Origin of the sequence: Frateuria aurantia DSM 6220, from assembly GCF_000242255.2 — a bacterium.
Taxonomy (GTDB): domain Bacteria; phylum Pseudomonadota; class Gammaproteobacteria; order Xanthomonadales; family Rhodanobacteraceae; genus Frateuria; species Frateuria aurantia.
In genome coordinates, this window is sequence record NC_017033.1 from 222731 (window position 1) to 247259 (window position 24529).

A 24529-nucleotide genomic window follows, 5' to 3' on the forward strand; every position below is an offset into this window, starting at 1 on the left:
CGGAGCGGAGCGGATCCATCGGAACGGCGGGCCACTCGGCAACCGGGCTGGCATGATCAGCGGCCGCCGCCGGAGCCGCTGCCACCAGAGCGTTGACCCACCATGGTCTGGAAATATTCGGGAATGGGATGGCTGAAACTGTCGATAAATCGCTTGTAGCTGGCGGCGGCCTCGTCACCCGTCATGGGCTGGACGGGGGCACCTGCTCGACCGGAGGCCTGCAGTTCAAGCAGCTGACGGGTGGTTTCCCCGATTTCATGCCGCCGGGCTTCCCCTTTCGCTTGAGCCGCGCCGTCAGACACGGCGGCCGCGACCGATGGCGATATCTGGCCCACGATCAGGAGCAGGCCGGTCAGGCCAAGGCCCAGACAGCGGGCCGAGCAGGACCGGCGAGAGGAAGCGTAAGGATCTGGGCAGCTCAGCATGGTTTTCCTCAGCGACTGTCGGTGGCGGCTCCGAACCGATCGAGCATGGATTCGGGAATGGGATTCTGGCGGGTCTCGGGAGTGTCCGCCTGACGAGTTGGCGAGCTTGCGGCGGTTGCATGCGCAGGGGCCTGCAACGCAGGTGTCGATGACCGGATATCACGGGACATTTGCTGGACGGCAGCACGTGCCTGCGGCGAGAGTCCGGCACCCTGCATCAGACGCTCGGCGGCGTCGGCCTGCCCCGACAGCAGCTGGAAGAGGGCGAGATTGGCGATGATCCGATGGTTCGATGGCATCAGCTCGGCAGCCTTGGAAAGCGGATTTCCAGCCGCCTGAATGGATCCGCTGAGCAGCCGTTCGTAACCCAGGTCGGCCAGATAGTCAGCGTTGAGCGGGGCCAGGGTGCATGCCTTGTCCAATGCCTCAAGGGCGGCTTCGCGGTGATGGCTTCCCGATTCGATCATGCCGATGCCATGCCAGGCTGCCGCGGCCTCCGGTGTATGAATCAGTTTCCGATAGATGGGCAGTGCTGCCGTTGCCTGGTGTGTGGCTCGAAGCGCCTCGGCCTGCAGCAATTCCAGTGCGTCGGAATCACCGTTCTCCAGCCTGAAGGCATCGATATGCGCCAGCGAGGCATACCAGGCGCCTTGTCGCTGCATATCGCGTATCAGTTGCAGATACATGCGCTGCTGATCGCGATGCGCCGCATCGGTAGATGGCGGCGGTGCATCGGCGGCAAGTCCCTGATGCAGCAGCCTGTCGGGGGCGGTGTTGTGGCAGGCACAAGCCAGCAAGGGAACGATCAACATGGCCCCGCAGCTGCGCAGACGTGGTTTCAGGGCGTGAAGGGTGATGGCCATGAGCATGTTCCAGGCGGCTAGTGCGCGGAATGTAGCATGGACATTGTGCCCTGCAGGGAGATGATGGCCGGCCCGATCAGCACGGCCATCAGGGCCGGCAGCAGGGTCACCATCATCACTATCGTCATTTTCACGGACAGCTTGCCGGCCCGTTCCTTCATCTCCATCAGCCGTTGCTCGCGCAGTCGCTCGCCAAATTGGCGCAGGGGTTCCTGCACCGCGCCGCCATGCTGGTGGACTTGCAGGATCAGCTGCACCAGCGCACGGATGGAATCGTTTTCATACGCGGTCCGCAAATGCTGCAATGACTGCTCGCGAGATCGCCCGTGGCTGTAGAAGGCATTGGCTTCCTGCAATTCGCGGCCCAGTACGGGCATGACGGAACGAAACCGGTCGGCCACCATCTGCAGGCTTTGATCCATGCTGAAGCCGCTGCCCTGCAGCAGTCGCAGCAGATCCACCAACAGAGGCAGTTCCTGGCCTGCCTTGCGGCGCCGCCGGCCGGCCCACGCGCCCAGTATCCATTTGGGCATCAGCAGGCCCATGCAGAACAGGGCCAGCAGCAGGGCAAGACGTCGAGGGCCTTGCAGCTGCAACAGCAGCAGGCAAGGCAGGGCCGCTGCCAAGGGCAGCAACAAGCGTATCGCCAGGAAGATGGCGCGTCCCGAGCTGTTGTCGTGGCCGATGACGTTGAGCAGCATGATATCTTCGCTTGCCACCAGATGGCGGCCAAGGCTTCTCTTCGAGAACTTGTTGCCTATGGCCTCGAACATGCCGGTGATGCGCTGGCGCAGGGATCGCCGGATCGCGACAGGAGCTGTGCCTTGTGCATGACGATCTCGCTGGATGGCCCGGTCGATGGCCGACTCGCTGCGCGCCAGCCATGCCGAACGGCGCCACATCCAGAGGCCGGTGGCAGCCATGCCCAGCGCGGTCAGGATCAGCAGCGCGATCACAGCGATTTCGCCAGCCGGAACAGCAGGAGAGCGCCTGCCGTTTCCATCAGCAACGCGAACAGCAGCAGATGATGGCCCGTCGTGGTGGTGAACAGCGGATTGAAGAAATCCGGATTGCTCAATGCCAGTATGGTTCCGCTTGCCATCGGCAGCAGACCGATCACCCAGGCCGACATGCGAGTCTCCGCCGTGGTGGCGACGAATTCACGCTGCGCCTGCTCATGGTCGCGCAGGAAATGGCTGATGCGCTGCAGAATCTGGTCAGAGCGCCCGCCAAGGCGTATCGAAATACCTGTGACGACATGCAGCATTTCCAGTGATTCGAGCTTGTAGGGTGCCGAGGCCTGGGCCAGGGCCCAGTCCAGATCGGCGCCGGAGCGGACCCGTGCCATGGCGCTTTCCAGAATGGTACGCAGCGGTGTCTCGGTGGTCGTAAAAGTGGCCGCGAAGGCCATCGGAACGCTGTTGCCGATGCTGGTCATTCTGACCATGTCATCCAGAAATCCCGGCAGTTGCCGGGTGATCCGCATCCTTTGCTGGTCAATGCGCCGTTTCAGAAGCAGTCCGACCACAAGCAGGGACAGGCCCAGGCTGGGAGGTACCAGCCAGCCGTCCGGAAAGCGCCACCAGGCCAGCAGGCACAGTGCGAGGCAGGGGCCGAGCAGAAGCATGACCGTCTTCAGAGTGGCCGGCAGGCCGGCCCGAGTCAGTACGGCCTTGGCACCATCCATCCATCTGCTGCCGCGACCTTGGGCTAAGGGCACGGCGGCTGCCTTGGTTGCAGGCGATGCTGCAGCAGTCTCGTTCGTCACCAGACGATCGAAGTGCTCCAGTGTCTGACGGCGCCGAAGGCGGGCAGGCAACTCCCACCACAGAAGACAGGCCATTGCCAGCAGGAAGCTCGCCAGGCTTGCCAGCAGCAAGGCCGCCGTCATCAGAAGCGTTCCTGCTGCATCGCTTCGCGAAGATACTGCCGGAACGGCTCCAGCTTGGGATTGTGGGGATGAAAGCCAAGACTTCGCCAGCGGCTGTGTTCCTTCTGTTCCAGATCCAGATATGTTTCGTGCTGATAGATGTCCTGGGTCGAAATCATGGTGTCGCTGACCCCGATCACTTCGGTGATCGAAGTGATCACCCGTCGGCCATTGCCGAGTCGGGAGATCTGCACGATGATGTCGAGAGCACTGGCGATCTGGCGCCGCAGGCTGTCTTCGCTGCCCTGAAAACCCGCGAATCCGGCCAGCATTTCCATCCTGTAGAGACAGTCACGCGGTGAATTGGCATGGATGGTCGCCATCGAGCCGTCATGGCCGGTATTCATTGCCTGCAGCATTTCCAGCACTTCGGGGCCGCGCACTTCGCCGATCACGATGCGGTCGGGACGCATCCGCAGGCTGTTGCGCATCAGGTCGCGGATATGGATCGCGCCGCTGCCGTCAAAGCCGCCGGTACGACTTTCCAGCCGCACCACATGAGGATGCTTCAGGGCCAGCTCAGCCGTATCCTCCACGGTGATGATGCGATCGCTGGCGGGACAGAAACTGGCCATGGCATTCAGCAGCGAGGTCTTGCCTGAGCTGGTGCCACCCGAAATAAGCACATTGCAGCGGGCTTCCACGGCCGCCTTGAGCAAGGCATAGATCGCGTAGTCAAAGCTGCCCTTCTCCATCAGCTCGCGGGGACTGAAAGGGTCGTTGCGGAATTTCCGGATGGAAACCATCGGGCCATCCACCGCCAGTGGGTGGATGATCGCGTTCAGTCGGCCGCCATCGGGCAGCCGGGCATCGACCATCGGCGAGGACTCGTCCAGCCGTCGTCCCAGCGGGTTCAATATGCGCCTTACGATTCTCAGGACATGCCGGTCATCGCTGAACCGGATGCCGGCCTTTTCGAGCCGGCCATGACGTGACACATAGACGTTGTCGCAGCCATTGATCAGGATGTCTTCTACCGAGGGGTCTTCCAGCAGGACCTGAAGAGGGCCGTAGCCGTTGATCTCATTGACCAGTGCCTTGGTCAGCAGCTCCATTTCCTGATCGTTGACGGGTATCCGCCATTGCTGCACAAAGGCCAGCGTCTCGCGACGTATGAAGGCGAGTACCGTCGCAGGTGACCAGGCGGCCAGGTCCGCATGATCTTCCTCGACGCGATTGAGCAGGTATTCGTGCGCGGCAGTGAGCACATCCTGAAACTGCTGGCTCTGGTCAAAAGACATGGCGGCCTGTCTGGCAAAAGAATTGGGTCCGGTTGAAGACATGGAGATCACATTGCTTTCCATCATCGGCTCGCACGGGTTGCGGCTTGAAGTCGGCCCAGCCAGGACGGTGCGGCAGCGGGGCCGGCCAGGCCGATCAGCGGCAGGAGGCGGCGGATCGCCTGCAGATACTTGTGTCGCGGGTGCAGTTCATGCACCAGTCGCCCCTGATTGATGCTGCTGCGCAGGCCTCGCTGACTGTCGGGCAGTATGGCCAGCAGGGGCAGGTCGAAGCGCGAGGCGAGCTGGCGGGGATCAATACCGGTATGTTCGTGGTGGCGATTGACGACCAGGCCGATCCGGTTGTCGCGTGGCAGATCCGGGCTGATTCGTTTCAGGAGATGATCCAGCGACATGATCGAAGACATGTCAGGGGTCGTGAGCACCCAGATCTTGTCGGCGGCCTGCAGCAATGGCGATGGAATCTGGCTGGGTGCAAGACCGCCCAGATCGGCCACGATCAGGTCCGTATGACGTCGCAGCCGATCGATCAAGGCCATCGCCGGCGGTCCTCCGCGCGGGGCTTCCAGGCAGTCGGCAGGCTGGCCGAGCACACGCAGTTTGTTCGGATGTTGCGCGATCACCGCACGGATCAGGGTTGCATCCAACCGGTCGACGTCACGCAATGCATCGTCGTAGTGAAACTGACTGCTGAGGCCGAGATTGAGATAGGCATCGCCTGCCGGTCTTCCCAGGTCCAGCAGCATGACCTCATGCGACTTCTCGGAGTGATCCGCACCGGCCATATGCAGTTGGGCCTGGACCGCGAAATGCGCCGCCAGCGTGCTGCTGCCGACGCCGGCACGGGCACCGATCAACAGCACCAACTTTGCTCGCGACGTGGCTGTCGAAATGGCCTCGTTGTCCTCTCGGCCCATCTGGTGAAGGATCTGCAGCAGCTGGTGGCGTATTTCTTCCGATGTTGCGGTGATATCGATGAATTCGCGGGCACCTGCCCGCATCGCCGCCACAATCATGACGCCTTCCGAGTATCGTCCTGATCCTATCATATGGATATCTGGACGTCTGGTTCTGAAAATCCTGCAGGCGTGGGTGGAAAACTCGACGAGATCGGGGGCGAACTTGATCACCACCACTGCTGATGGCGGCAGCTTGCCGGCCAGCTCTTCTGCCGATGTCGTGTTGCTGTCTACCCACTCGCATGTCGTGCCGTCCGGAGCGGCCTGCATGAGGATTTCGTGCACGGCATTGCGTGGGGCGTAGACAAACCAGGTCATCGATGCGGTGGTTGTCGGTGGAAGTGTCGACATGAAGGGTTTGAACGACATGATGTGCTGTCGCCTCCGTCAGCGGGAAAACCCGGGAAGTTGATCGTCGCCCGCCGGATGCAGCAGCCAGGCACCCCAGCTGGGAAGGTGTGCCTTGGCTTCGCGCTCCCCGGGCAGGGGCAGGGTGACGCCGGCGCGGATCGGTGTGACCAGGTGCGGGGTGACAATGATCACCAGCTCCTTGTCCTGGCGACTGTATTTCAGATCGCGGAAGAAGGCTCCGAGAATCGGAATGTCTCCGAGCAAAGGCATTTTGTCGACAGTCGAAGTCAGCGTATGACTGACCAGACCGCCGATCACAAAGCTCTCGCCATCCCCCAGTTCGACCATGGTATCGGCCCGTCGGGTAGTGATGGCGGGTACCGAGACGCCGTTCATGCTGATGGCATCGCTGTAGTCAAGATCGCTGGCCTCGGGTGCGACTTTGAGGGCAATGCGATGAGCCGACAGCACCGTGGGTGTTACGGTCAGACCGATGCCGTAGGGTTTGTATTCGATGGTGGTGGTGCCCAGACCTTGCGGCACAGGCACCGGAATTTCGCCGCCGGCCAGGAAATTGGCACTTTGTCCGGACATGGCTACCAGGGTCGGTTCGGCCAGAATCCGGGCCAGACCATTGCTTTGCAGAAGATTGAAATCGGCCGTCCAGTTGTGGGCCATGGAGCTGGCCACCAGACTGAAGGCCGAAGTGATGGCCGAGCCGGTACTGGCCGAATCGGTGTTCGAGCTGCTGCTGGAACTGCTGCTGTTCGGGCCGTTGGGACTGATGATGCCGTACTGGAAAGCTCCGCTCTTGTTGAAGTTCAGACCGAACTGACGCGACAGTGATCGATTGAACTCCACGACCTTGACGTCCACCTGGACCTGGCTGCTCATGGTGACCTCGGCGGCATCCACGGGGGGTTTGCCTGGCATGGCCATGGCCGCGGCCTTGTAGGCGCGTTGGTGATCGAGCAGATTGGGGGCGGCGCCTACCACGATGGACTGGCCATTCTCGATGATCACCGCCGAGCTGTCGCCGTCCGCATTGGCGGGTCCCTGGGCTGCACTGCGGACCTGCACCAGAAGGCGTTGTGGTTCACGCTGGCCATGTATCCAGATCAGCAGGCTGGTGATGCCGGGCAATTTGCCTATCAGCAGGGCTTGATGCCCGCCTTTGAGTGTCATCACGTCGAGCACGGCAGGATCGGCAATCGCTATGCGGCTCAGCCCTGGCGGCAGGATCCAGGGTTGCTGCTGGTGCACCTGCACACTGATATCGATACCAGCCATGGCCGCGACGGGCGTGGCTGCGGCCATGGCCAGCGGCACGGCGGGCAGCAATCGGCAGATGATCAGATCACGGAAAGTCACTGTAGAGGCTGCCTTGTCATTGAGCCGGGGAGCGAGAAGGAGGGAGGCTGCCGCGGATCACCTCGATGCCGCTTGCCGCAGGCCGAGGCCTGTCCATTGGAGGTGCCGGCAAGACGGCTGCACCCGAGATCGCGCGCAGGTCGGTACCGGCGAAGGCGGTGTTCTCGGGCGTGGCCAGCAAGGCCCGCCGGGTCGGCGACAGCCGGGATCGTGCTGCCAGGGCACTCGTCGGAGCAGGGAACAGGTCCGGATCGGGCTGGCCGCTGTCCAGCGGGTTGCGCAAGGCCAGCACCAGTTTGCCGTTCTGGCTGGCCAGCAGCAGCCGGCTGACCAGCTCTACCGGTATCGCCAGCACGGCGGTGCGGGCAGCTGCTTGCGAAGCGCTTTCGCCGGCGCCCGGCGACGCGGATGCAAGCCGTTGGCCGCTGCCCCCGGGCATTGTTGTCGTAGTCGCGGAGGCCGGTTCCAGACGGGGCAGATCATGCGAACCCACGGCCAGCACCCGGATCCTGGAAAGCAGCAACCGGTTCCAAGTGGCATCTTGGCCTGGCAGCTTCATGCTGTCCCCGGGGGCCGATGTCGGTCTGTAGCTGGCAAAGACGTCGACTTCACTGCCGGCCACGATCCGGTCGCCGGCCGAGGCCAGCTCGTCAATGGGCACGGCAATGGCACGCTCACCGGTTTTCAGGGCCAACGAGATGCCGTGCTGGATGACATCGGCACGGGGGATGCTGCCGGCCGGCAAATCGATCAAGGGTACGGATTGATCCAGTTCCTTGATGGCATGGTAGCTGCCGATCGGTGCTCGGGAGCTCAGCTTCACCGCCAGCAGGGCGGGATCAATGGGCTGATCTGCAGGCAGCCGTTGTTTCGCATAGACGACAGGCACTCCGGCGGCCGGGGCAGCGGCCACGTGGGGGCTGGCGGCTGGCGGCGGAAGGGCGGCGGACGGTGATCGACGATGCAGGGCAAAAGCGATCACGGCCAGCAGCACGGCCAGCAGGGCAAACAGAATGGCGAGAATCCGGGTGGCTTGCTGCATGGTTGTCCAGTGGCTCAGATTCCTGCATCCAGCTGTACCGTCGCGGTGGAGCTGATGCTGTCGGAGACTATCCAGCCGTAGAGGCTGGCCGTGCCGGGAAAGAATGGATTTTTTGCATAGTTGTATCTGGCCGTGACGGTGACGCAGTAAAAAGATGTGCCGGTCGAACTGGTCTTGTAAGGGCATGCAAAGGGCTGGCTGACCGCGATGCCCGTGGTCGTTCCAGCCGTACTGGCGGTGTTCTGGCAGACATCGCCGATGCCGGCGTAGTTCTGCAGCCATTGCGTTGCCTGCTGGGCGACATTGCATGCGTATTGGCGACGGGCCTCCATGCTGGGTTGATAGCTCAGCATGGCGCGCGCTCCGTTTTCCGCCGCCAGGGTCAAGGTCTGCTTGATGGAGAACAGCGAAACTGCCACGGTGGCCAGCAGCAGCAGCGGAAGCACCCCGCCGATCCACAACAGGGCGAATTCCACCGCGACCAGGCCTTGCTGCCGCCGTCGCCTCCCGCGGAATATCAGTCCGTCCTGAATGGTTGCGGCCTGGCTCATCCGGCCCCCATGCCGAGAGGAATCATGATGCGAGAAAACAGGCAGACAGCGATGGTGGCAATTCCGAGACAGGCTGCATAAGGCAGGCCCGGTCGCAGCGGTCTGATCCGCAGGCCGGTGGTTTCTGCCAGACGCGGCTGCAGCAGATGCGCCGCGGCGCACAGGCCCAGCAACATGCTGCCGAAGATCCAGATCGGCAGCAGCGCCTGCCAGCCCAGCACAAATCCGATCACGGCGAGGAACTTGACGTCGCCAGCGCCCATCCAGCCGATGGCATAAAAGGGCAGCAAGATTCCGCCACCCAGGCAAAAGCCCAAGAGGTGCGTGATGCAATGGGCGGGCGAGCCAAAGGCGAGGGCCAGCACGCCAAGCATGACGCTGATCGTCAACGTCGCCAGCAGCAGCCGGTTCGACACCCGTCGCCAGCAGCCGTCGGAGACGATCACACACAGGCTGGCCCACATCGCGAGCCAAGGCTGGGCATCTTGCATATTTCCCCCGGTAGCGACGGCGGTTGCGCTTTGGATCAGTTGATATGCATGGCGCGAACAAGGTCTTGAACCGCTTGAGTGACAAGCGGTTGTTCAATGACTTAGACCAGCGGCTCTTGGTATCAATCAGCCTGAGTTGGCCGCCGCCGCCTTCACGTTGTTGCTCATCTTGTCGAAAAGTTCCGTGTACATGGTTTTGAGGGCGGGATAAAAGATGGCGCCCAGCGCGGTGGCGATCAACGCGGCAAGAATGCCGTACTCGATGGCGGTAGCACCTTGCTCATCGGCCAGAAAACGTTTGATGGCGTACATGGATACTCCCTTGGCGCACAGTGAATGAGGTGTTTGGTGTCTGGCTTCATGCCGGAAGACTTTCCATGGGGGATACGCTGCGGGCCGAGGGCATGAAGCCGGGCGGCGCTGCGTTTTCCATATTAAGTTCATTGTCGAAGTGCTGAATGCGCAAATTCGGCAAATATAAGGTTGAGGCCGTATGAACGAGTTGCGCCATTGAAAGCAGGGTAATTTTTGTGTCAGTCTCTTTTGGATCGATCCATACGGTCAATTATCTACCTTGCTGTTGGTTTCTTGTCAGTCGTATGTGCTCGTCTTCCATGACTTGACGTCCGGTCCGGTTGTCTTGTATATAGGATTGCGATATGGATTTGATCGTGTCTTGTGTGTCTGCAAGTACATCGATATGAATAAATTTTGTAATGAAAACAGTCTGTTTGAAAGCTTGTGGTGAATCCTTGCGAACCAGGGATCATCATTTTTCATTCTGGATCCTGGTTGCTCCAGGATGTCGATTTTTTATGCGGATGCTTGTTCGGTGATAATGCCGTGCAGTGCATCTGTCCCGGCCGGCCATCAGCAAGGCATGCCGGGCAATCAAGCTGCCGACAGGGCCGCGATCCAATCGAACGGTCACCGGCTGTCGGGCCTCAGGCGGACTTCCGGTTTTTATCGTGACTCATGGAGATATTCCGTGCCTGCAGGGTCCATCGATGGAAACGGGCTCCGGCCGGGACGCCTCGCGGTGAACGGCTTCTGGCTCGAAGCGTGGCTGACAGGGAGGAGACGGCTGACTTGTCGCAAGACGCTTGTCTGCCTGGTCCCGATGATCGTCGCGCCTGACGACAGGAGCGGTCATTGATGCCCGGCTTCCGACAGTTCAGCACGGCCCTCGGGGTGTGCGAGATCGACGCCGTCCTTTTGAGTCCGGACTCTCCGCGTTTGAGTCTGCGGCTCAGCGAACATGTGCATGCTCGCGCAGGCCTGCTTCAGCTGGACTGTGCGGTTCGGGGCCGTTTTGTGCTGCCCGATGACGTCTGCCTGTTGGTGCATGTCGATCAGACGGGGGCGCAGAGCTGGTGTCACGGGCAAGCCTTCGCTCGACACAGCGCCGTATTGGTCAGGCCACGAGGCACCAGTGAGTTCATGTTGGGCGCAGGGAGTCGTCTGCTGTTCATCGTGGTGCGGCAGGACTGGATTCGACCGCTTTTGGCGACCGGAGGGGGAGAGACCGCTGGCTGGGATGTCTGCGCCGCGCACTTCAGCATCGGCACGGCGGCCTCGCCGGCAGGATTGCTGCAGCTCTATCAAAGCCTGGCCGGGGAGCTGGAGGCGGGCGTCGAGAACGCGTTGGCAGGAGCCCGACCGGTTGCGGACGAGGCCTTGCTGCGTGAGGTGATACAGACACATCTGCAGGAGGCCCAATCGCTGCACCCCGATGACCGGATGCCGAATTCCCGCAGCCAGCGCACGCATTATCTTGTCTTGCAACGCGTAGAGCACTTCATGCGCAGCCGATTGCGCAAGGAGATCTATCTGCACGAGATGTGCGAGGCCGGCGGAGTCAGCGAGCGTACGCTGCGCAATGTGTTCGAGCATATGGTGGGCGTGTCGCCCAACCGTTATCTGGCGATGATGCGCCTGTGCATGGCCTATCGCAGTCTTGCACGTGCAGACATGTCGAGGCAGTCGGTCAAGTCGGTGGCTCTGAGCTACGGTCTGTGGGACCTCTCCCGCTTTGCGGATCATTACCGGCGGATTTTCGGCGAACTCCCGCGTGCGACCTTGTCTGGAGATGGCGCATAAGAAGCTGGTACTCGCAAAGTACCCGGGCGGCATGGTTTTCCCGCGGCGGCGGCAAGAGGGGCGGCGGGTCTGAGCGAACGGGAGCCGCAGCGATTCAGAACGCGGCCAGCGGCCGGATCGCGACGGCGAGCACGATGCCCAGCCAGATCAGCAGTCCGACCCAGTTGTTGTTGCGGAAGGCGACCAGGCCGATGCTGTCCGGGCCACGGGCCAGCAGCCGCTGCTGGTGGCCGAACAGGCCGGCGCTGCCGGCCAGCGCCAGCCAGTAAGGCCATGCCAGCCCGGCGCGCATGCCGAGCAGGAACATGGCGGCCAGGAAGATGATGATCAGCAGGCCGAGGGCGGCGCGGATGCCGTCACCGAACAGGATGGCGGTGGATTTGTTGCCCGCACGCAGATCATCTTCGCGATCGACCAGGGCATACTGGGTGTCATAGATCACCGACCACAGCACATTGGCCAGAAACAGCAGCCAGCCCAGAGCTGGCACATGGCCGGTGACGGCGCTGAAGGCCATCGGAATGGACCATCCGAAAGCGGCGCCGAGCACCACCTGGGGCAGATGGGTATGGCGTTTGCAGAACGGGTAGATCGCCGCCAGCGCGGCTCCGCCCAGCGACAGCCAGATCGTGGTCCGGTTGGTCAGCAGCACCAGCAGAAAAGAGAGCAGCAGCAGTCCGAAAAAGATCCATACGGCTTCGCGAGGGCGAACCCGGCCGCTGGCGATGGGGCGGCCGGCGGTCCGGGCGACCTGGGGATCGAGCTTGCGGTCGGCGAAATCATTGATCGCGCAGCCGGCCGCCCGCATCGTGAACACCCCGGCAGTGAAGATCAGCAGTGGCTTCCATGGCGGGAAATCGCCGGCGGCCAGCCACAGGGCCCACCAGGTCGGCCACAGCAGCAGCAGGGCGCCGATCGGCCGATCCATGCGGGTCAGGACCAGATAGTCCCTGAGCTTGACTTGCATGCCGGCGGGCAGCCACTGCAGCAGCCATTCCAGCGTACGGCCGGCTCGCGCCGAGGTATCGGCCGGCTGCATCGGGACGGCGGTTCGGGGGGGCGGCGTGGAGCCTTGAGTTTGACGGGAGCGGGAGGAGGCCATCGAAGCAGTCTAACTGGAGTTGCGGCAGGTGCCGAGTCATGCCCGAATCCAGGACGGCGACGACGCAGGAGGCGGAGGGGGACCACGAGTGGCCACAAAATCGCGCCGAAACCGTGACTTGCCGTTAGAATATCCGGCATGCACATTTTCAAGATCTTCACTATCGAGGCGGCTCACCACCTGCCCAAGGTTCCGGCCGGGCACAAGTGTTCGCGTCTGCATGGACACTCTTTCCGCATCGAACTGCATGTCGCCGGCCCGATCGGCGAGGATACCGGCTGGGTCATGGACTTCGGGGATCTGAAGCAGGCCTTCGCGCCGATCTACGATCAGCTGGACCATCATTATCTGAATGATATCGAAGGCCTGGACAATCCGACCAGCGAGATCCTGGCCCGCTGGATCTACCACAAGACCCTGCCGCGGGTACCGGGACTGGATCAGGTGGTGGTGCACGAGACCTGCACTTCGGGAGCCAGCTACCGGCGCAAGGATTATCTGGCCGAGCAGGTCGGCGCCTGACCTTGTCCGCATGAACTTGCGGCCGGACGCCGCTGCGCACCTCCGCGCCGCCTGTGACAACATGCCGGCGGCTGGAAACCGCGCCTGTTCGGTGGTGTTGCAAGGCCCGCAGCCGCAAACCTTGCGCACAAGCGACTTGTCGCTGTAAATGGCCGACTGGTATACTTTTTCGTCTCAGACCTGAAGCGATCAGGCAACGCAGCGCATGCGGCCCCGGAACAGGGTGGCCTGAAGGGAGTCGGGTGTGGTGAATCCATTGCATGCCGGACGCCGTTTGGCCGGTCGGATGGTAGGGATACAATTGTTGATCGCCTGCGTGCTCGGACTGGCCTGGTGGCTGGTCAAGGGGCCGCGCGAGGCTGCAGCGGCGACATCGGCTGCCGTGGCCGTGGCACTGGGGACGGCGCTGATGGCCTGGCGCGCTCTGGGCAGTCTGCGCAACCTCGGTGGAAGTTTTGGGCAATGGGTGGTGGGTTTGCTGCTTAAGTGGATCGTGATCCTTGGCAGCTTCCTCGTCATCGTAATTACATGCAGACTGCCCTCCGCGGCAGCTCTGTCGGGGCTGGTCGCCGCCTGTGCGGCGAACTGGCTGGCATTCAGAATGCAAGTGAGTTGAGCATGGCAAGTGAGCCCCAGGGCGGTTTGACCGAATACATCCAGCACCATCTGACCTTTCTGACCCCGCCGGGTCAGGCTGCCGGGTCAGGCGCCTGGCACATCGACTCGATCGGCGTTTCGCTGGTGCTGGGCGTGGTGTTCTGCCTGTGGTTCTGGCTGGCGGCACGCAAGGCGACTTCGGGCGTGCCCGGCAAGGGTCAGGCCCTGGTCGAGATCGCGCTCGAATTCGTCGATGGCCAGGTCAAGGACGTGTTCCATGGTGATCGCCGCTTTCTGGGGCCGCTGGCTCTGACGGTGTTCATGTGGGTGCTGCTGATGAACGCGATGGATCTGCTGCCGGTGGATCTGGTGCCCTGGATCGCTTCGAAGTTCGGCGTCGAGCATTTCCGTGCGGTGCCCACCGCCGACATTTCGCTGACTTTCGCGATGTCGCTGACGGTGCTGATCCTGGTGCTGGCCTTCAGCCTGAAGGCCAAGGGCATGGGCGGTTTCATCAAGGAACTGTTCACCGCACCCTTCGGCCCGTTGTTCGCGCCCTTCAATCTGGTGCTGAACCTGGTCGAACTGATTGCCAAGCCGGTCAGCCTCGCGATGCGGTTGTTCGGCAACATGTACGCTGGCGAGCTGGTCTTCATGCTGCTGGCCGGTCTGTTCAGCGCCGGCAGCTGGCTGCTCTCTGGCCTGGGTGTGGTCGGTTATGCCGCGTGGGGGATCTTCCATCTCCTGATCGTGGCCCTGCAGGCGTACATCTTTACTGTCCTGACCGTGGTGTACATCTCCATGGCCCAGGAATCGCACTAAAAGTCACTGTTTTTCAAATTCCGCTTCCACTCAATTTTTTCTCAGGAGACACCTCATGGAGCAGTTCATCGCCCTCATTCAGTCCTACACCGCGCTGGGTATCGGCGTCATCATCGGCTTGGGTGCCCTGGGTGCCTGTCTGGGCCTCGGCATCATGGGCTCGAAGTTCCTTGAGTCCGGTGCCCGCCAGCCCGAGCTGATTCCCCTGCTGCAGAGCCGCATGTTCCTGCTGGCCGGTCTGATCGACGCCGCCTTCCTGATCGGCGTGGCCCTGGCGATGTACTTCGCCGTTGCCAACCCGCTGCTGTCGGCCGTCTCCGGTCATTGATTGACTTGCGGTCCAATGGTGCGGCGCCGGCGATTCCGGGTCCGCGCCGTTTGGTCTCACGAAAGGTGCAGGTAAAGCGCGATGTCAATTAACTTGACCACACTGATAGGCGAAATGATCGCCTTCGCCATCCTGATCTGGTTTTGCGTCAAGTTCATCTGGCCAAACCTGACGGCAGCGATTGAAGAACGCCAGAAGAAGATTGCAGCCGGTCTGGCTGCGGCTGATCAGGCCAAGGCCGAGCTGAAGGCGGCTGATGCCAAGGTCGAAACCGAAATCCGTCAGGCCCGCAAGCAGGCTGGCGAGATCATCGATCGTGCCCAGCGTCAGGCCAACGAAGTGCTGGAACAGGCTCGCGACCAGGCCGTGAAGGAAATCGATCGTCTGAAGGCCTCGGCCGAAGACGAAATTGCCCAGATGGCCCAGAAGGCACGTGATGAACTGCGTAGCCAGGTGGGTTCGCTGGCCTTGCAGGCTGCCCAGAAGATCGTGCAGCGCGAAATCGATCCGGCCGCTCATCGCGCCCTGATCGAGCAACTGGCAACCGAGCTCTGAGCATGGCTGATCCCATCACCCTCGCCCGGCCGTATGCCCGTGCCGCTTTCGAGCTGGCCCAGGCCGACGGCAGCCTGGCGCCCTGGTCCCAGTCCCTGCAGTTTGCGGCCCTGGTCGCGGCGCAGCCCGAAGTGGCCGCTTTGAACGGCGACCCCCGGCTGAGCATGGCTTCCCGGCTGGCCTTGTACCTGCCGGAAGGCGAGGGCGCCGATTCGGCGTTCGGCCGCTTTCTGGGGGCGCTGGCCGAAGAAGGCCGGCTGGCCCTGCTGCCGCAGGTCTCCGAGCTGTATGACCGCGACTGGCGTGAATCGCAGTCGCGTCTGCTGGTCAAGGTCACCTCGGCGGTCGCCCTGGAGACGGATCAGGTCGAGCGGCTGTCCGAGTCGCTGGCGCGACGCTTTCAGCGCAAGATCGATCTGGATATCAAGATCGATCCGGCCCTGATCGGCGGCGCGATCATCGATGCGGACGGCGATGTCATCGATGGATCGGTTCGCGGCCGGCTGGCTCGGCTGAGCAGCACTCTCACGCATTGACCCAAAGAATAGAAACCTGCGCGCGACGGTGATCCGTAACGCGCCCCGAGGATAAGCACATGGCCAGTTCCACACTCAATCCGTCCGAAATCAGCGAGCTGATCAAGTCCCGCATCGAGCATTTCAAGCTGGGTGCGGAAGCACGCAACGAAGGCACCATCATCAGCGTCGCCGATGGCATCGTTCGCATCCATGGCCTGGCTGACGTCCTGCAGGGCGAAATGATCGAGCTGCCGGGCAGCACCTTTGCTCTGGCCCTGAACCTGGAGCGCGACTCCGTCGGCGCCGTGGTGCTGGGTCAGTACGGTCATCTGCGCGAAGGCGACGTGGCCAAGACCACCGGTCGCATCCTGGAAGTGCCGGTCGGCGATGCCCTGCTGGGTCGCGTCGTCGACGCGTTGGGCAATCCGATCGACGGCAAGGGCGAAATCAACACCCCCTATACCTCGGAAGTCGAGCGCATCGCCCCCGGCGTGTACTGGCGCCAGTCGGTCGACGAGCCGCTGCAGACCGGCTACAAGTCCGTCGACTCGATGATTCCGGTCGGCCGCGGCCAGCGCGAGCTGATCATCGGCGATCGCCAGACCGGCAAGACCGCGATGGCCATCGACGCGATCCTGGCGCAGAAGGATTCGGGCATCAAGTGCGTCTACGTGGCGATCGGCCAGAAGCGCTCCTCGGTCGCCGGCGTGGTCCGCAAGCTGGAAGAATCCGGTGCCCTGGCCTACACCACCGTGGTGGTGGCTTCGGCTTCCGAATCCCCGGCCCTGCAGTACCTGGCGCCTTATGCCGGTTGCGCGATGGGTGAATTCTTCCGCGACCGCGGTCAGGACGCGCTGATCGTCTATGACGATCTGTCCAAGCAGGCCGTGGCCTATCGCGAAATCTCCCTGCTGCTGAAGCGTCCTCCGGGCCGCGAAGCCTATCCGGGCGACGTGTTCTATCTCCACTCCCGTCTGCTGGAACGCGCAGCCCGCGTGTCGCCGGAATACGTGGAAAAGTTCACCAACGGCGAAGTGAAGGGCAAGACCGGTTCGCTGACCGCGCTGCCCATCATCGAAACCCAGGGTGGCGACGTTTCGGCCTTCGTGCCGACCAACGTGATCTCGATCACCGACGGCCAGATCTTCCTGGAAACCGACCTGTTCAATGCCGGCATCCGTCCGGCCATGAACGCCGGCATCTCGGTGTCGCGCGTCGGTGGTGCCGCTCAGACCAAGATCGTCAAGAAGCTGTCGGGCGGCGTGAAGCTGGCTCTGGCCCAGTACCGTGAACTGGCGGCCTTCGCCCAGTTCGCTTCGGATCTGGATGCCGTCACCCGCAAGCAGCTGGATCGCGGCCAGCGCGTGACCGAGCTGATGAAGCAGGGCCAGTATGCCCCGCTGACCATCGCCGAGATCGGTCTGTCGCTGTACGCCGCCGACAAGGGTTACCTGGACGATGTGCCGGTGGCCAAGGTCGTTGCCTTCGAAAAGGGCCTGCATGCCTTCTTCAAGGACCAGCACGCCGAGCTGGCCGCCAAGATCAACGCCAGCGGTGCCTGGGACGGTGATATCGAAGCGACCTTCAAGTCGGCCATTGCCGAATACAAGAAGACCGGCAGCTGGTAAGCAGCCGCCAAGGTGAGGCCGGCCGGTTCCGGCCTCTCTTCTTCAAAATTGCACGATTTAGTGAGTGAGTGATCATGGCAGGCGCACGGGAAATCCGCAGCAAAATCAAAAGCACGCAGAACATGCGCAAGGTCACCGGTGCGCTGCAGATGGTGTCTGCCTCCAAGGTTCGCAAAGCCCAGGAGCAGATGAACGCCTCGCGGCCGTATGCCCGGGTGATGCGGCGTCTGATCGCGCATATCGCCAAGGCCAACACCGAGGTCAGCCATCCCTTTCTGCAGGACCGTGACCAGGTCAAGCGTGTCGCCTATCTGGCGGTGTCTTCCGACCGTGGCTTGTGCGGCGGTCTGAATGCCAACCTGTTCCGTCGGCTGCTGGCCGAGATTCGCGAATGGCAGGCCAAAGGCGTCGAAGTCGAGGTAGTGGCTGTCGGGCAGAAGGCTGTCAGTTTCTTCCGTCGCCTGAAGGGCGTGAAGCTGATCGGCTCGATCACCCATCTGGGCGACAAGCCCAAGCTGGAAAGCCTGGTCGGCGTGATCAAGCTGCTGCTGGACGGTTACACCGAGGGTCGGTTGGATCGGGTCTGGGTCGCCTACAACCATTTCCACAACGCGATGATGCAGAAGCCGGTGACCGAAGGTCTGCTGCCGCTGTCCACCGCGGTGGCCAAGGACGAGCAGGACTACGCCGAAGAGCTGCCGGCCCACGACTGGGACTATATCTACGAACCGGATCCCGAGGCGGTGCTTGAGCATGTGCTGACCCGTTACGTGGAATCCCTGGTCTATCAGGGCGTGGTGGAAAATCTGGCCAGCGAGCACGCGGCCCGGATGGTCGCCATGAAGGCCGCTTCGGACAATGCAAAGAAGGTGATCAACACCCTGACCCTGTCTTACAACAAGGCACGTCAGGCGGCGATCACCCAGGAAATTTCGGAAATCGCCGGCGGCGCCGCCGCGATCTAAGTGGCAGGGAGTCTTTGCGCCGGAGCGGTCCGGCGGCATGGGCTTCCGCCTCAACCAGACACAGAGTTAATGGAGCATCCCATGAGTCAGGGCAAGGTGGTACAGATCATCGGCGCGGTCATCGACGTTGAATTTCCGCGTGATCAGCTTCCCAGCGTTTATGACGCACTGAAGATCGACGGTACCGAGACCACGCTGGAAGTCCAGCAGGAAATCGGTGACGGCGTGGTCCGCACGATCGCCCTCGGTTCGACCGACGGCCTCAAGCGCGGTCTGGCCGTGACCAATACCGGCGCGCCCATCAGCGTGCCGGTCGGTGACAAGACCCTGGGCCGCATCATGGACGTGCTGGGTACGCCCATCGACGAGGCCGGCCCGGTCGAGACCGACGCCAAGTGGGCGATCCATCGCGAAGCCCCGGCCTATGACGAGCAGGCGCTGAGCAGCGAGCTGCTGGAAACCGGCATCAAGGTCATCGATCTGGTCTGCCCCTTCGCCAAGGGCGGCAAGGTCGGTCTGTTCGGCGGCGCCGGCGTCGGCAAGACCGTGAACATGATGGAGCTGATCAACAATATCGCCAAGGCACACGAAGGTCTGTCCGTGTTTGCCGGCGTGGGCGAGCGTACCCGCGAGGGCAACGACTTCTACCACGAGATGAAGGACTCCAACGTCCTGGACAAGGTCGCAATGGTCTACGGCCAGATGAACGAGCCGCCGGGCAACCGTCTGCGCGTCGCCCTGACCGGTCTGACCATGGCCGAGTACTTCCGCGACCAGAAGGACGAGAAGGGCAAGGGCAAGGACGTGCTGTTCTTCGTCGACAACATCTACCGCTATACCCTGGCCGGCACCGAAGTGTCCGCCCTGCTGGGCCGTCTGCCGTCCGCCGTGGGCTACCAGCCGATGCTGGCCTCGGAAATGGGCAAGCTGCAGGAGCGCATCACCTCGACCAAGAGCGGTTCGATCACCTCGGTGCAGGCCGTGTACGTGCCCGCCGATGACTTCACCGATCCGGCTCCGGCGACCACCTTCGCCCATCTGGATGCGACCGTGAACCTGTCGCGTGACATCGCCGCGCTGGGCATTTACCCGGCCGTCGATCCGCTGGCTTCCACCAGCCGTCAGCTGGATCCGCTGGTCGTCGGTCAGGACCACTACGATGTGGCCCGCCAGGTCCAGGGTACCCTGCAGCGCTACAAGGAGCTGAAGGACATCATCGCGATCCTGGGCATGGACGAGCTGTCCGAGGAAGACAAGCAGGCCGTGGCCCGCGCCCGCAAGATCGAGCGTTTCTTCTCGCAGCCCTTCCATGTGGCCGAAGTGTTCACCGGTGCCCCCGGCAAGTACGTGCCGCTGAAGGAAACCATCCGCGGCTTCAAGATGATCATCGACGGCGAGGTGGATTACCTGCCGGAGCAGGCCTTCTACATGGTCGGCACCATCGATGAGGCCATCGCGAAGGGTGAGGAGATGGGCGCCAAGAAGGCGGCCTGATCTTCACGCGTACTGAGCAAGCACAGGAATCCAACCGATGACGACCACCCTTCGTATCGATATCGTCAGTGCCGAAGCGGCCCTTTTCTCTGGCGAGGCGACCCTGGTGGTGGCCACCGGCGAGATGGGCGAGCTGGGCATCACGCCCCGCCACGCTCCGCTGATCACCCGCCTGAAGCCCGGCTACGTCGAAGTGGAACAGGCTGACGGCAAGCGTCAGCAGTTCTATGTCTCCGGCGGTATCCTGGAAGTGCAGCCGCAGGTGGTCAGCGTGCTGGCCGACACCGGTCTGCGTGCGGCCGACCTGGACGAGGCTGCTGCACAGAAGGCCCGCAAGGACGCCGAGGCGGCTCTGGCCGAGGCCGGCCCGGAACTGGATGTCAGCGCCGCCCAGCAGCAGCTGGCCGAGTCACTGGCCCAGCTGCAGGCGCTGGCGCGGATGCGCGACTACCTCAAGCACTGAGATAGTCCATCCCTTGCCGTGCGGTGCATGGCCTGCGAAAAACCCCGCCCTGGTGCGGGGTTTTTCGTATGCCATCGGTGGCAAGCGGCCCTTGCCGCCGCCGGGAGAGCCAAACAGGGCGGCAGATGTTCTCTTCGGACCGGGCTGGTGGGCCTGGCCGTTTGGGACGGATCTCGTCACGATGATTCCTTGGCCAGCGGGAAGCCGGCCATGGCAGGCCGCATGCCGCAAAAACAGCCTGGCCGTCACCGGCCAGGCTCCCCTCTCCCCGGAGGTGGAGGGCTGCGGTGTACCGAAACCGGTCTGCCGAGCCCGCCTTGGGCAAGTTGCTCCCCTCCTTGCCGGCGGTCAAGTTGCATTGCGGCAGGAGACGCTGCAGTGCGGCAGCGGCGGTCAGGATCAAGGATTCAGGGCCGATGCCTTACCTGTACCGGTGTGCTGAGCTGCAGGCCATCTGCATAGTGGAAGGTTTCGTATTCGGCATGCCAGCCGGAGGCGGCAACGGGTTCCGGCCCGGCAGGTCGTGCCGGGTCCAGCAGACTGCCGTGGTAGCGAACCCCCTGACTGAAGCGAAAGTCTCTGGCTCGAGGATTGCAGGCCTGCCAGCGGATTCGTTGCAGTGGTGTTTCCGTCGATGCCACCAGCGGGGCGGCATCGACATCGGTCGCGGGCAGCGGGCGGCCATGGCGGATCCGGCGGACAAAGGGCAACAAGCTGTCGACGACATGCCGACGGATGCCGGCATGATCGCAGTTCGGCAGGGTCAGCAGGCCGGGGTTCGTGGGCAGGTCCCGTATATACAGGCCGGGCGAGTCAGGTGGAAAGAAATCATCGCCGCTGGCATTGACGATGAGTTTGGGCAGCTGCAGGCGAGCCCCCTCGGGGGTATGGCGCTGTGCCCAGGGATCGATGATACGCATCAGCTGACTGAAGGCCGGAGTCTGGAAGACTTCGGTGATGCCGGCCTGTACATATGGCGCCAGCGCCGTCGGCCACTCGCCGGCGAAGACCTGCCGGATATGCGCCAGCACGGCCTGGAAATGGATATCCAGACCCAGCGAGGCGAGTGCCACCACGCGAGGATCATGCATGGCGGTCAGCCAGGCGGCACCAGCCCGTTTCGACATCCCCGCGACCACGATGCCAGCCGTCACCTCGGGCTGGAGCTGTCGCCACAGATCGATGGCGCGGATCACGGCGGCCGTCATCGGCACCTGCAGGGGCAGCCGTGGATCATGGCCGGGGGCCTGCATGAAGGTTTGCCAGCTGGCAGCGACCAGATCGTCCTCGCTCAGCGGCTGAGAGGCTCCCGGCAGCCATAGGGGCTGGTTGGGAATCTGGGCCACCGAAATCACGGTGCAGCCGTCATCTCTCGCCAGGGCGCTGATGCTGGGCGCATCGAAATCGACCTCGGCCGCGCGGGGATCGGCACACTCCGGATGGGGATAGGGTGAGCGGTTGTTGGCCAGCACCAGCACGGGGCCGGGGCGGTGGTTGCAGGGCCGGACGATGTCGATCTGGTGTTGCCAGGCGCGGGAGGCTTCTCCGCAGGGCCAGACCTGGGATTGCAGCAGGTAGCGATGCAATGTCGCACCGGCGAGGGCCGGCTGATCCAGTGGCCGGAACATCAGTGGTCGGGTCCGCAAGGCTTCGATATAGCGGCTGATCGCCGATGGCATCCTGCAGGCCCCGACCCAGGGGCTGGCGGTGCCGTGCCCGAAGTCATCAGTCTAGCCTGCTTTGCGCCGGGAGGTATCGGTGACGGGCGAAGTCATCGTGAAACAGAAGTATTTGCTGGCTTCGCTATTTGTCGGCTGTCAGCTGGTCTGGATCTTCGTAAGATGCCGCTGCGCCATGGCCACGGCTGATGGATATCACGGTCGGGCCGAGGTTTGACGGCACCCGTCGCGAGTGGGTGCCCCCCTGCTTCGTGGAGTTCCGTATGGCAAGTGCCCCATCACGTCTGGCCTATCGCAATCTGCCGCTGTTGCTGCAACGGACACGCGAGCATGTGGTGGCCCCTTTTCGCGCGATCGTTGCCGAACAGGGGCTTACCGAACAGCAATGGCGAATCATCCGCATCATGCTGGACACCGGTCCCATCGAACCCTATCAGCTGGTCAGCCTCTGCAGCATTTCCAGTCCCAGCCTGACCGGCATTCTCGGCCGGATGGAACAGCAGGAGCTGGTCAAGCGGCACAAGATGGGCCATGACCACAGGCGCCGTCTTATCCGCCTCACCGACCGTGGCCAGGCCCTGGCCGAGACCATCGTGCCGCGGATCAACGAGGCCTATCGGCAACTGGAATCACGACTGGGCGAGCCCTTGATTGCCAGCCTGGTCCAGACGCTGGAGGCCGTCAATGCGCGTCTGGACCATCCCGGCGATGCCGACCGAGGCCAGGCCGGGTGAAGCGGCGGAATCAGTGCCACCACGACGTGACAAGTTCAGCCCATGGCCGGCAATTCCTGCGGACGGAGGTCGAACACCAGGACTTCGGCATTCTCGCCGGCCTCGAACTTCAGTTCTCCGGCCTCGCGAACCCGTACCCCGTCACCGGCCTGCAGCGGCTGCCCGTTCAGTTTCAGCTTGCCGCTGGCGACATGGACATAGGCATAGCGGTCCGGCTTCACGGTGAACGTGAATGACTCATCGCCGTCCAGCAGTCCGGCATGGACCCGGGTGTCCTGGCGGATCAGCAGCGAGCCTTCGGCCCCGTCAGGGGACAGCACCAGGGCCAGCCGGCCACGCTTCTCGGCGGCGCTGAAGTTGCGCTGCTGATAACGGGGTTCGGCCTGCAAGGTATCGGGCATGATCCAGATCTGCAGAAAATGCACCCGCTCCCTGGCCGAGGGATTGAATTCACTGTGGGTCACGCCGCGGCCGGCACTCATGATCTGCACATCGCCCGGGGTGATCACCGAACCGGTGCCCATCGAGTCCTTGTGCTCAAGCTGGCCTTCCAGCACATAGGAAAAGATTTCCATATCGCGATGCGGATGCTGGCCGAAACCCTGACCCGGGATCACCCGGTCGTCATTGATGACGCGCAGGTCAGAAAAACCGATCTGCTGGGGGTTGTAGTAGTGACCAAAAGAAAAGGTGTGACGCGACGACAACCAGCCGTGCTCGGCGACACCGCGGGTATGGGCTTGAGTGATCTGGAACATGGCGACCTCCTGGGGTCCCGATGGCAAGAAAGGCTCTTGCCGTGGCCGGGCCGGGCGGTATGTCCGGCGATGGGCTCAGTTTACTGTCCCTTATCCATGCCTTGAATACCCGGCTCATCACCACATTGTGTCGTTTTTAACAACAATAAATTGGGAAAAGCGTGTTCGAGAGGCGTCGGCCTGGACTGATGGATATCGTCTGCTGGCCAAGAGCCGTCAAGCGAGGGCCGATGCATCAGGAAATATCTGCAGAAAACCGGTTCTGGACGGGCGAGGGGGCACCAAGCCCGGGTCTTGGTCGGGCGGCCATGTCCGGGGCAGCGGATGGCTTGTCGTCTCAGCCTGCCTCGGCCGTCGGGTGCCGGCACCGACGATGCGGGTCGATATCGTGGCAGGTGCACCCTGGGTGCCGCGGCGCGGAAGACGGTCGGCTTTTCGTCGTGGCTTCCCGGGAAGCTGGGCGTAGCGACTCAGGCGGCCGCTCAGCATCGGAGCCGGGTGGCCGTACCTGTGCGTGTTTCACGCGAATCGCATGGCGGCCCGCCGAGCTGGCTGCAGGGAGTGCGTCAGACCCGCGTCGATTTCAATGCCCGGGCGTTCCGGCAAGCCGGTCTTTGCTGCTGGGTTCGCTGCCGAAATGGCAATCGAACACCACTTCGGCAGGCTGGCCATGGCTTGCCTGGTAGCGGCCACTGCCGGTCAGCTGGCTCAGTTCGCCGGTGCCTGATCCGGCGACCACTTCCCAGCGGCTGGTGGCCCCGCCCTCGGTAAAGGCACCGCTGTGCTGGATCACGAAACTGCCCTGGCGTCCTTCGACCCGGCCGGTGATCTGTTCCAGACCGACGAAGCTGGCTGTCCCCTGGACCGTGTAGGACAGCAGATAGTCGGTGCAGCCGCTGCCTTCGATCTTGCCGGCATAGGTCTGGGTGACCTTGGCATGGGTGAGCTTGGCGCCCTGGCCGATGTCACGATAAGTGGTTTCATCCCATCCGGTCAGTTGGAAGGTGCAGGTGGCATCGGTGGTCATGGCGGCGATTCGA

The 24529-nt window shown here is 62.8% G+C and carries 28 protein-coding genes; 12 read left to right on the forward strand and 16 right to left on the reverse strand.

Annotation, left to right across the window (positions count from 1 at the left end):
- Nucleotides 1-56: 56 nt before the first annotated feature.
- The 12 genes from FRAAU_RS00900 to FRAAU_RS17065 form a co-directional block, all read right to left on the reverse strand.
- Nucleotides 57-425 (reverse strand): DUF3613 domain-containing protein, encoded by a 369-nt coding sequence (locus FRAAU_RS00900; RefSeq protein ID WP_014401684.1) that lies wholly within the window; start codon nt 423-425, stop codon nt 57-59.
- An 8-nt stretch (nt 426-433) separates the two neighbouring features.
- Nucleotides 434-1288 carry a tetratricopeptide repeat protein gene (locus FRAAU_RS00905; RefSeq protein WP_014401685.1) on the reverse strand — a complete coding sequence of 285 codons (855 nt, stop codon included), beginning with the start codon at nt 1286-1288 and terminating at the stop codon, nt 434-436.
- A 17-nt stretch (nt 1289-1305) separates the two neighbouring features.
- Nucleotides 1306-2244: a type II secretion system F family protein gene (locus FRAAU_RS00910; protein ID WP_014401686.1), complete on the reverse strand. Its 939-nt coding sequence runs from the start codon at nt 2242-2244 to the stop codon at nt 1306-1308.
- On the reverse strand, nt 2241-3179 hold the full coding sequence (locus FRAAU_RS00915; RefSeq protein WP_014401687.1) for a type II secretion system F family protein: 939 nt from the start codon (nt 3177-3179) through the stop codon (nt 2241-2243). Before FRAAU_RS00915 ends, FRAAU_RS00910 begins: the two co-directional genes overlap by 4 nt.
- Nucleotides 3179-4501 (reverse strand): TadA family conjugal transfer-associated ATPase, encoded by a 1323-nt coding sequence (locus tag FRAAU_RS00920; RefSeq protein WP_156803291.1) that lies wholly within the window; start codon nt 4499-4501, stop codon nt 3179-3181. The genes FRAAU_RS00915 and FRAAU_RS00920 overlap by 1 nt, the downstream gene beginning before the upstream one ends.
- Nucleotides 4502-4521: 20 nt before the next feature.
- The gene (locus FRAAU_RS00925) at nt 4522-5787 is read right to left on the reverse strand and encodes a CpaE/TadZ family protein (protein ID WP_014401689.1); all 1266 of its coding nucleotides are present in this window, start codon (nt 5785-5787) and stop codon (nt 4522-4524) included.
- 18 nt (nt 5788-5805) lie between these two features.
- Nucleotides 5806-7140 (reverse strand): type II and III secretion system protein family protein, encoded by a 1335-nt coding sequence (locus FRAAU_RS00930; protein WP_014401690.1) that lies wholly within the window; start codon nt 7138-7140, stop codon nt 5806-5808.
- 16 nt (nt 7141-7156) lie between these two features.
- Nucleotides 7157-8182: a Flp pilus assembly protein CpaB gene (gene cpaB / locus FRAAU_RS00935; protein WP_014401691.1), complete on the reverse strand. Its 1026-nt coding sequence runs from the start codon at nt 8180-8182 to the stop codon at nt 7157-7159.
- A 14-nt stretch (nt 8183-8196) separates the two neighbouring features.
- Nucleotides 8197-8733 (reverse strand): TadE/TadG family type IV pilus assembly protein, encoded by a 537-nt coding sequence (locus FRAAU_RS17365; RefSeq protein WP_014401692.1) that lies wholly within the window; start codon nt 8731-8733, stop codon nt 8197-8199.
- Complete coding sequence (locus FRAAU_RS00945; RefSeq protein WP_014401693.1) at nt 8730-9224, reverse strand: A24 family peptidase; 495 nt, start codon at nt 9222-9224, stop codon at nt 8730-8732. Before FRAAU_RS00945 ends, FRAAU_RS17365 begins: the two co-directional genes overlap by 4 nt.
- Before the next feature lie 126 nt (nt 9225-9350).
- Nucleotides 9351-9536, reverse strand: a complete 186-nt coding sequence (locus FRAAU_RS00950; protein ID WP_014401694.1) for a Flp family type IVb pilin — start codon at nt 9534-9536, stop codon at nt 9351-9353.
- 46 nt (nt 9537-9582) lie between these two features.
- Nucleotides 9583-9789 carry a hypothetical protein gene (locus FRAAU_RS17065; RefSeq protein ID WP_156803293.1) on the reverse strand — a complete coding sequence of 69 codons (207 nt, stop codon included), beginning with the start codon at nt 9787-9789 and terminating at the stop codon, nt 9583-9585.
- A 590-nt stretch (nt 9790-10379) separates the two neighbouring features.
- On the opposite strand from FRAAU_RS17065, the gene FRAAU_RS00955 reads away from it, so the two are divergent.
- Nucleotides 10380-11324 carry a helix-turn-helix transcriptional regulator gene (locus tag FRAAU_RS00955; RefSeq protein WP_014401695.1) on the forward strand — a complete coding sequence of 315 codons (945 nt, stop codon included), beginning with the start codon at nt 10380-10382 and terminating at the stop codon, nt 11322-11324.
- Nucleotides 11325-11418: 94 nt separating this feature from the next.
- On the opposite strand, the gene ubiA is transcribed toward FRAAU_RS00955, so the two are convergent.
- The gene (gene ubiA / locus FRAAU_RS00960) at nt 11419-12363 is read right to left on the reverse strand and encodes a 4-hydroxybenzoate octaprenyltransferase (RefSeq protein ID WP_014401696.1); all 945 of its coding nucleotides are present in this window, start codon (nt 12361-12363) and stop codon (nt 11419-11421) included.
- A gap of 201 nt (nt 12364-12564) precedes the next feature.
- On the opposite strand from ubiA, the gene queD reads away from it, so the two are divergent.
- The 10 genes from queD to FRAAU_RS01010 all read left to right on the forward strand — a co-directional run bounded on the left by queD (nt 12565) and on the right by FRAAU_RS01010 (nt 20318).
- A complete protein-coding gene (queD, locus tag FRAAU_RS00965) occupies nt 12565-12948 on the forward strand; it encodes a 6-carboxytetrahydropterin synthase QueD (protein ID WP_014401697.1) in 384 nt (127 codons plus the stop codon).
- A 301-nt stretch (nt 12949-13249) separates the two neighbouring features.
- Nucleotides 13250-13564 (forward strand): hypothetical protein, encoded by a 315-nt coding sequence (locus FRAAU_RS00970; protein WP_245546420.1) that lies wholly within the window; start codon nt 13250-13252, stop codon nt 13562-13564.
- A 2-nt stretch (nt 13565-13566) separates the two neighbouring features.
- Entirely contained in the window at nt 13567-14367 is an 801-nt protein-coding gene (gene atpB / locus FRAAU_RS00975) for a F0F1 ATP synthase subunit A (RefSeq protein ID WP_014401699.1), read from the forward strand.
- 55 nt (nt 14368-14422) lie between these two features.
- Nucleotides 14423-14695 (forward strand): F0F1 ATP synthase subunit C, encoded by a 273-nt coding sequence (gene atpE, locus FRAAU_RS00980; protein ID WP_014401700.1) that lies wholly within the window; start codon nt 14423-14425, stop codon nt 14693-14695.
- A gap of 81 nt (nt 14696-14776) precedes the next feature.
- Nucleotides 14777-15250 (forward strand): F0F1 ATP synthase subunit B, encoded by a 474-nt coding sequence (locus FRAAU_RS00985; RefSeq protein WP_014401701.1) that lies wholly within the window; start codon nt 14777-14779, stop codon nt 15248-15250.
- A gap of 2 nt (nt 15251-15252) precedes the next feature.
- Nucleotides 15253-15786, forward strand: coding sequence for a F0F1 ATP synthase subunit delta (locus tag FRAAU_RS00990; RefSeq protein ID WP_014401702.1), 534 nt, complete (start codon nt 15253-15255; stop codon nt 15784-15786).
- 59 nt (nt 15787-15845) lie between these two features.
- Complete coding sequence (atpA, locus tag FRAAU_RS00995) at nt 15846-17396, forward strand: F0F1 ATP synthase subunit alpha (protein ID WP_014401703.1); 1551 nt, start codon at nt 15846-15848, stop codon at nt 17394-17396.
- Nucleotides 17397-17470: 74 nt separating this feature from the next.
- Complete coding sequence (gene atpG, locus FRAAU_RS01000; protein WP_014401704.1) at nt 17471-18361, forward strand: F0F1 ATP synthase subunit gamma; 891 nt, start codon at nt 17471-17473, stop codon at nt 18359-18361.
- An 81-nt stretch (nt 18362-18442) separates the two neighbouring features.
- Nucleotides 18443-19855, forward strand: a complete 1413-nt coding sequence (gene atpD, locus FRAAU_RS01005; RefSeq protein ID WP_014401705.1) for a F0F1 ATP synthase subunit beta — start codon at nt 18443-18445, stop codon at nt 19853-19855.
- Nucleotides 19856-19892: 37 nt separating this feature from the next.
- On the forward strand, nt 19893-20318 hold the full coding sequence (locus FRAAU_RS01010; protein WP_014401706.1) for a F0F1 ATP synthase subunit epsilon: 426 nt from the start codon (nt 19893-19895) through the stop codon (nt 20316-20318).
- A 407-nt stretch (nt 20319-20725) separates the two neighbouring features.
- Here FRAAU_RS01010 and FRAAU_RS01015 read toward each other — a convergent pair whose 3' ends face one another.
- A complete protein-coding gene (locus tag FRAAU_RS01015) occupies nt 20726-21997 on the reverse strand; it encodes a PhoPQ-activated pathogenicity-related family protein (RefSeq protein ID WP_014401707.1) in 1272 nt (423 codons plus the stop codon).
- 263 nt (nt 21998-22260) lie between these two features.
- Here FRAAU_RS01015 and hpaR point away from each other — a divergent pair, with 263 nt between their 5' ends.
- A complete protein-coding gene (gene hpaR, locus FRAAU_RS01020; protein WP_041270312.1) occupies nt 22261-22731 on the forward strand; it encodes a homoprotocatechuate degradation operon regulator HpaR in 471 nt (156 codons plus the stop codon).
- A gap of 35 nt (nt 22732-22766) precedes the next feature.
- On the opposite strand, the gene FRAAU_RS01025 is transcribed toward hpaR, so the two are convergent.
- Both FRAAU_RS01025 and FRAAU_RS01030 read right to left on the reverse strand, forming a co-directional pair.
- On the reverse strand, nt 22767-23489 hold the full coding sequence (locus tag FRAAU_RS01025) for a pirin family protein (protein WP_014401709.1): 723 nt from the start codon (nt 23487-23489) through the stop codon (nt 22767-22769).
- A gap of 583 nt (nt 23490-24072) precedes the next feature.
- Entirely contained in the window at nt 24073-24516 is a 444-nt protein-coding gene (locus FRAAU_RS01030; RefSeq protein ID WP_014401710.1) for a DUF3224 domain-containing protein, read from the reverse strand.
- Nucleotides 24517-24529 lie beyond the last annotated feature (13 nt).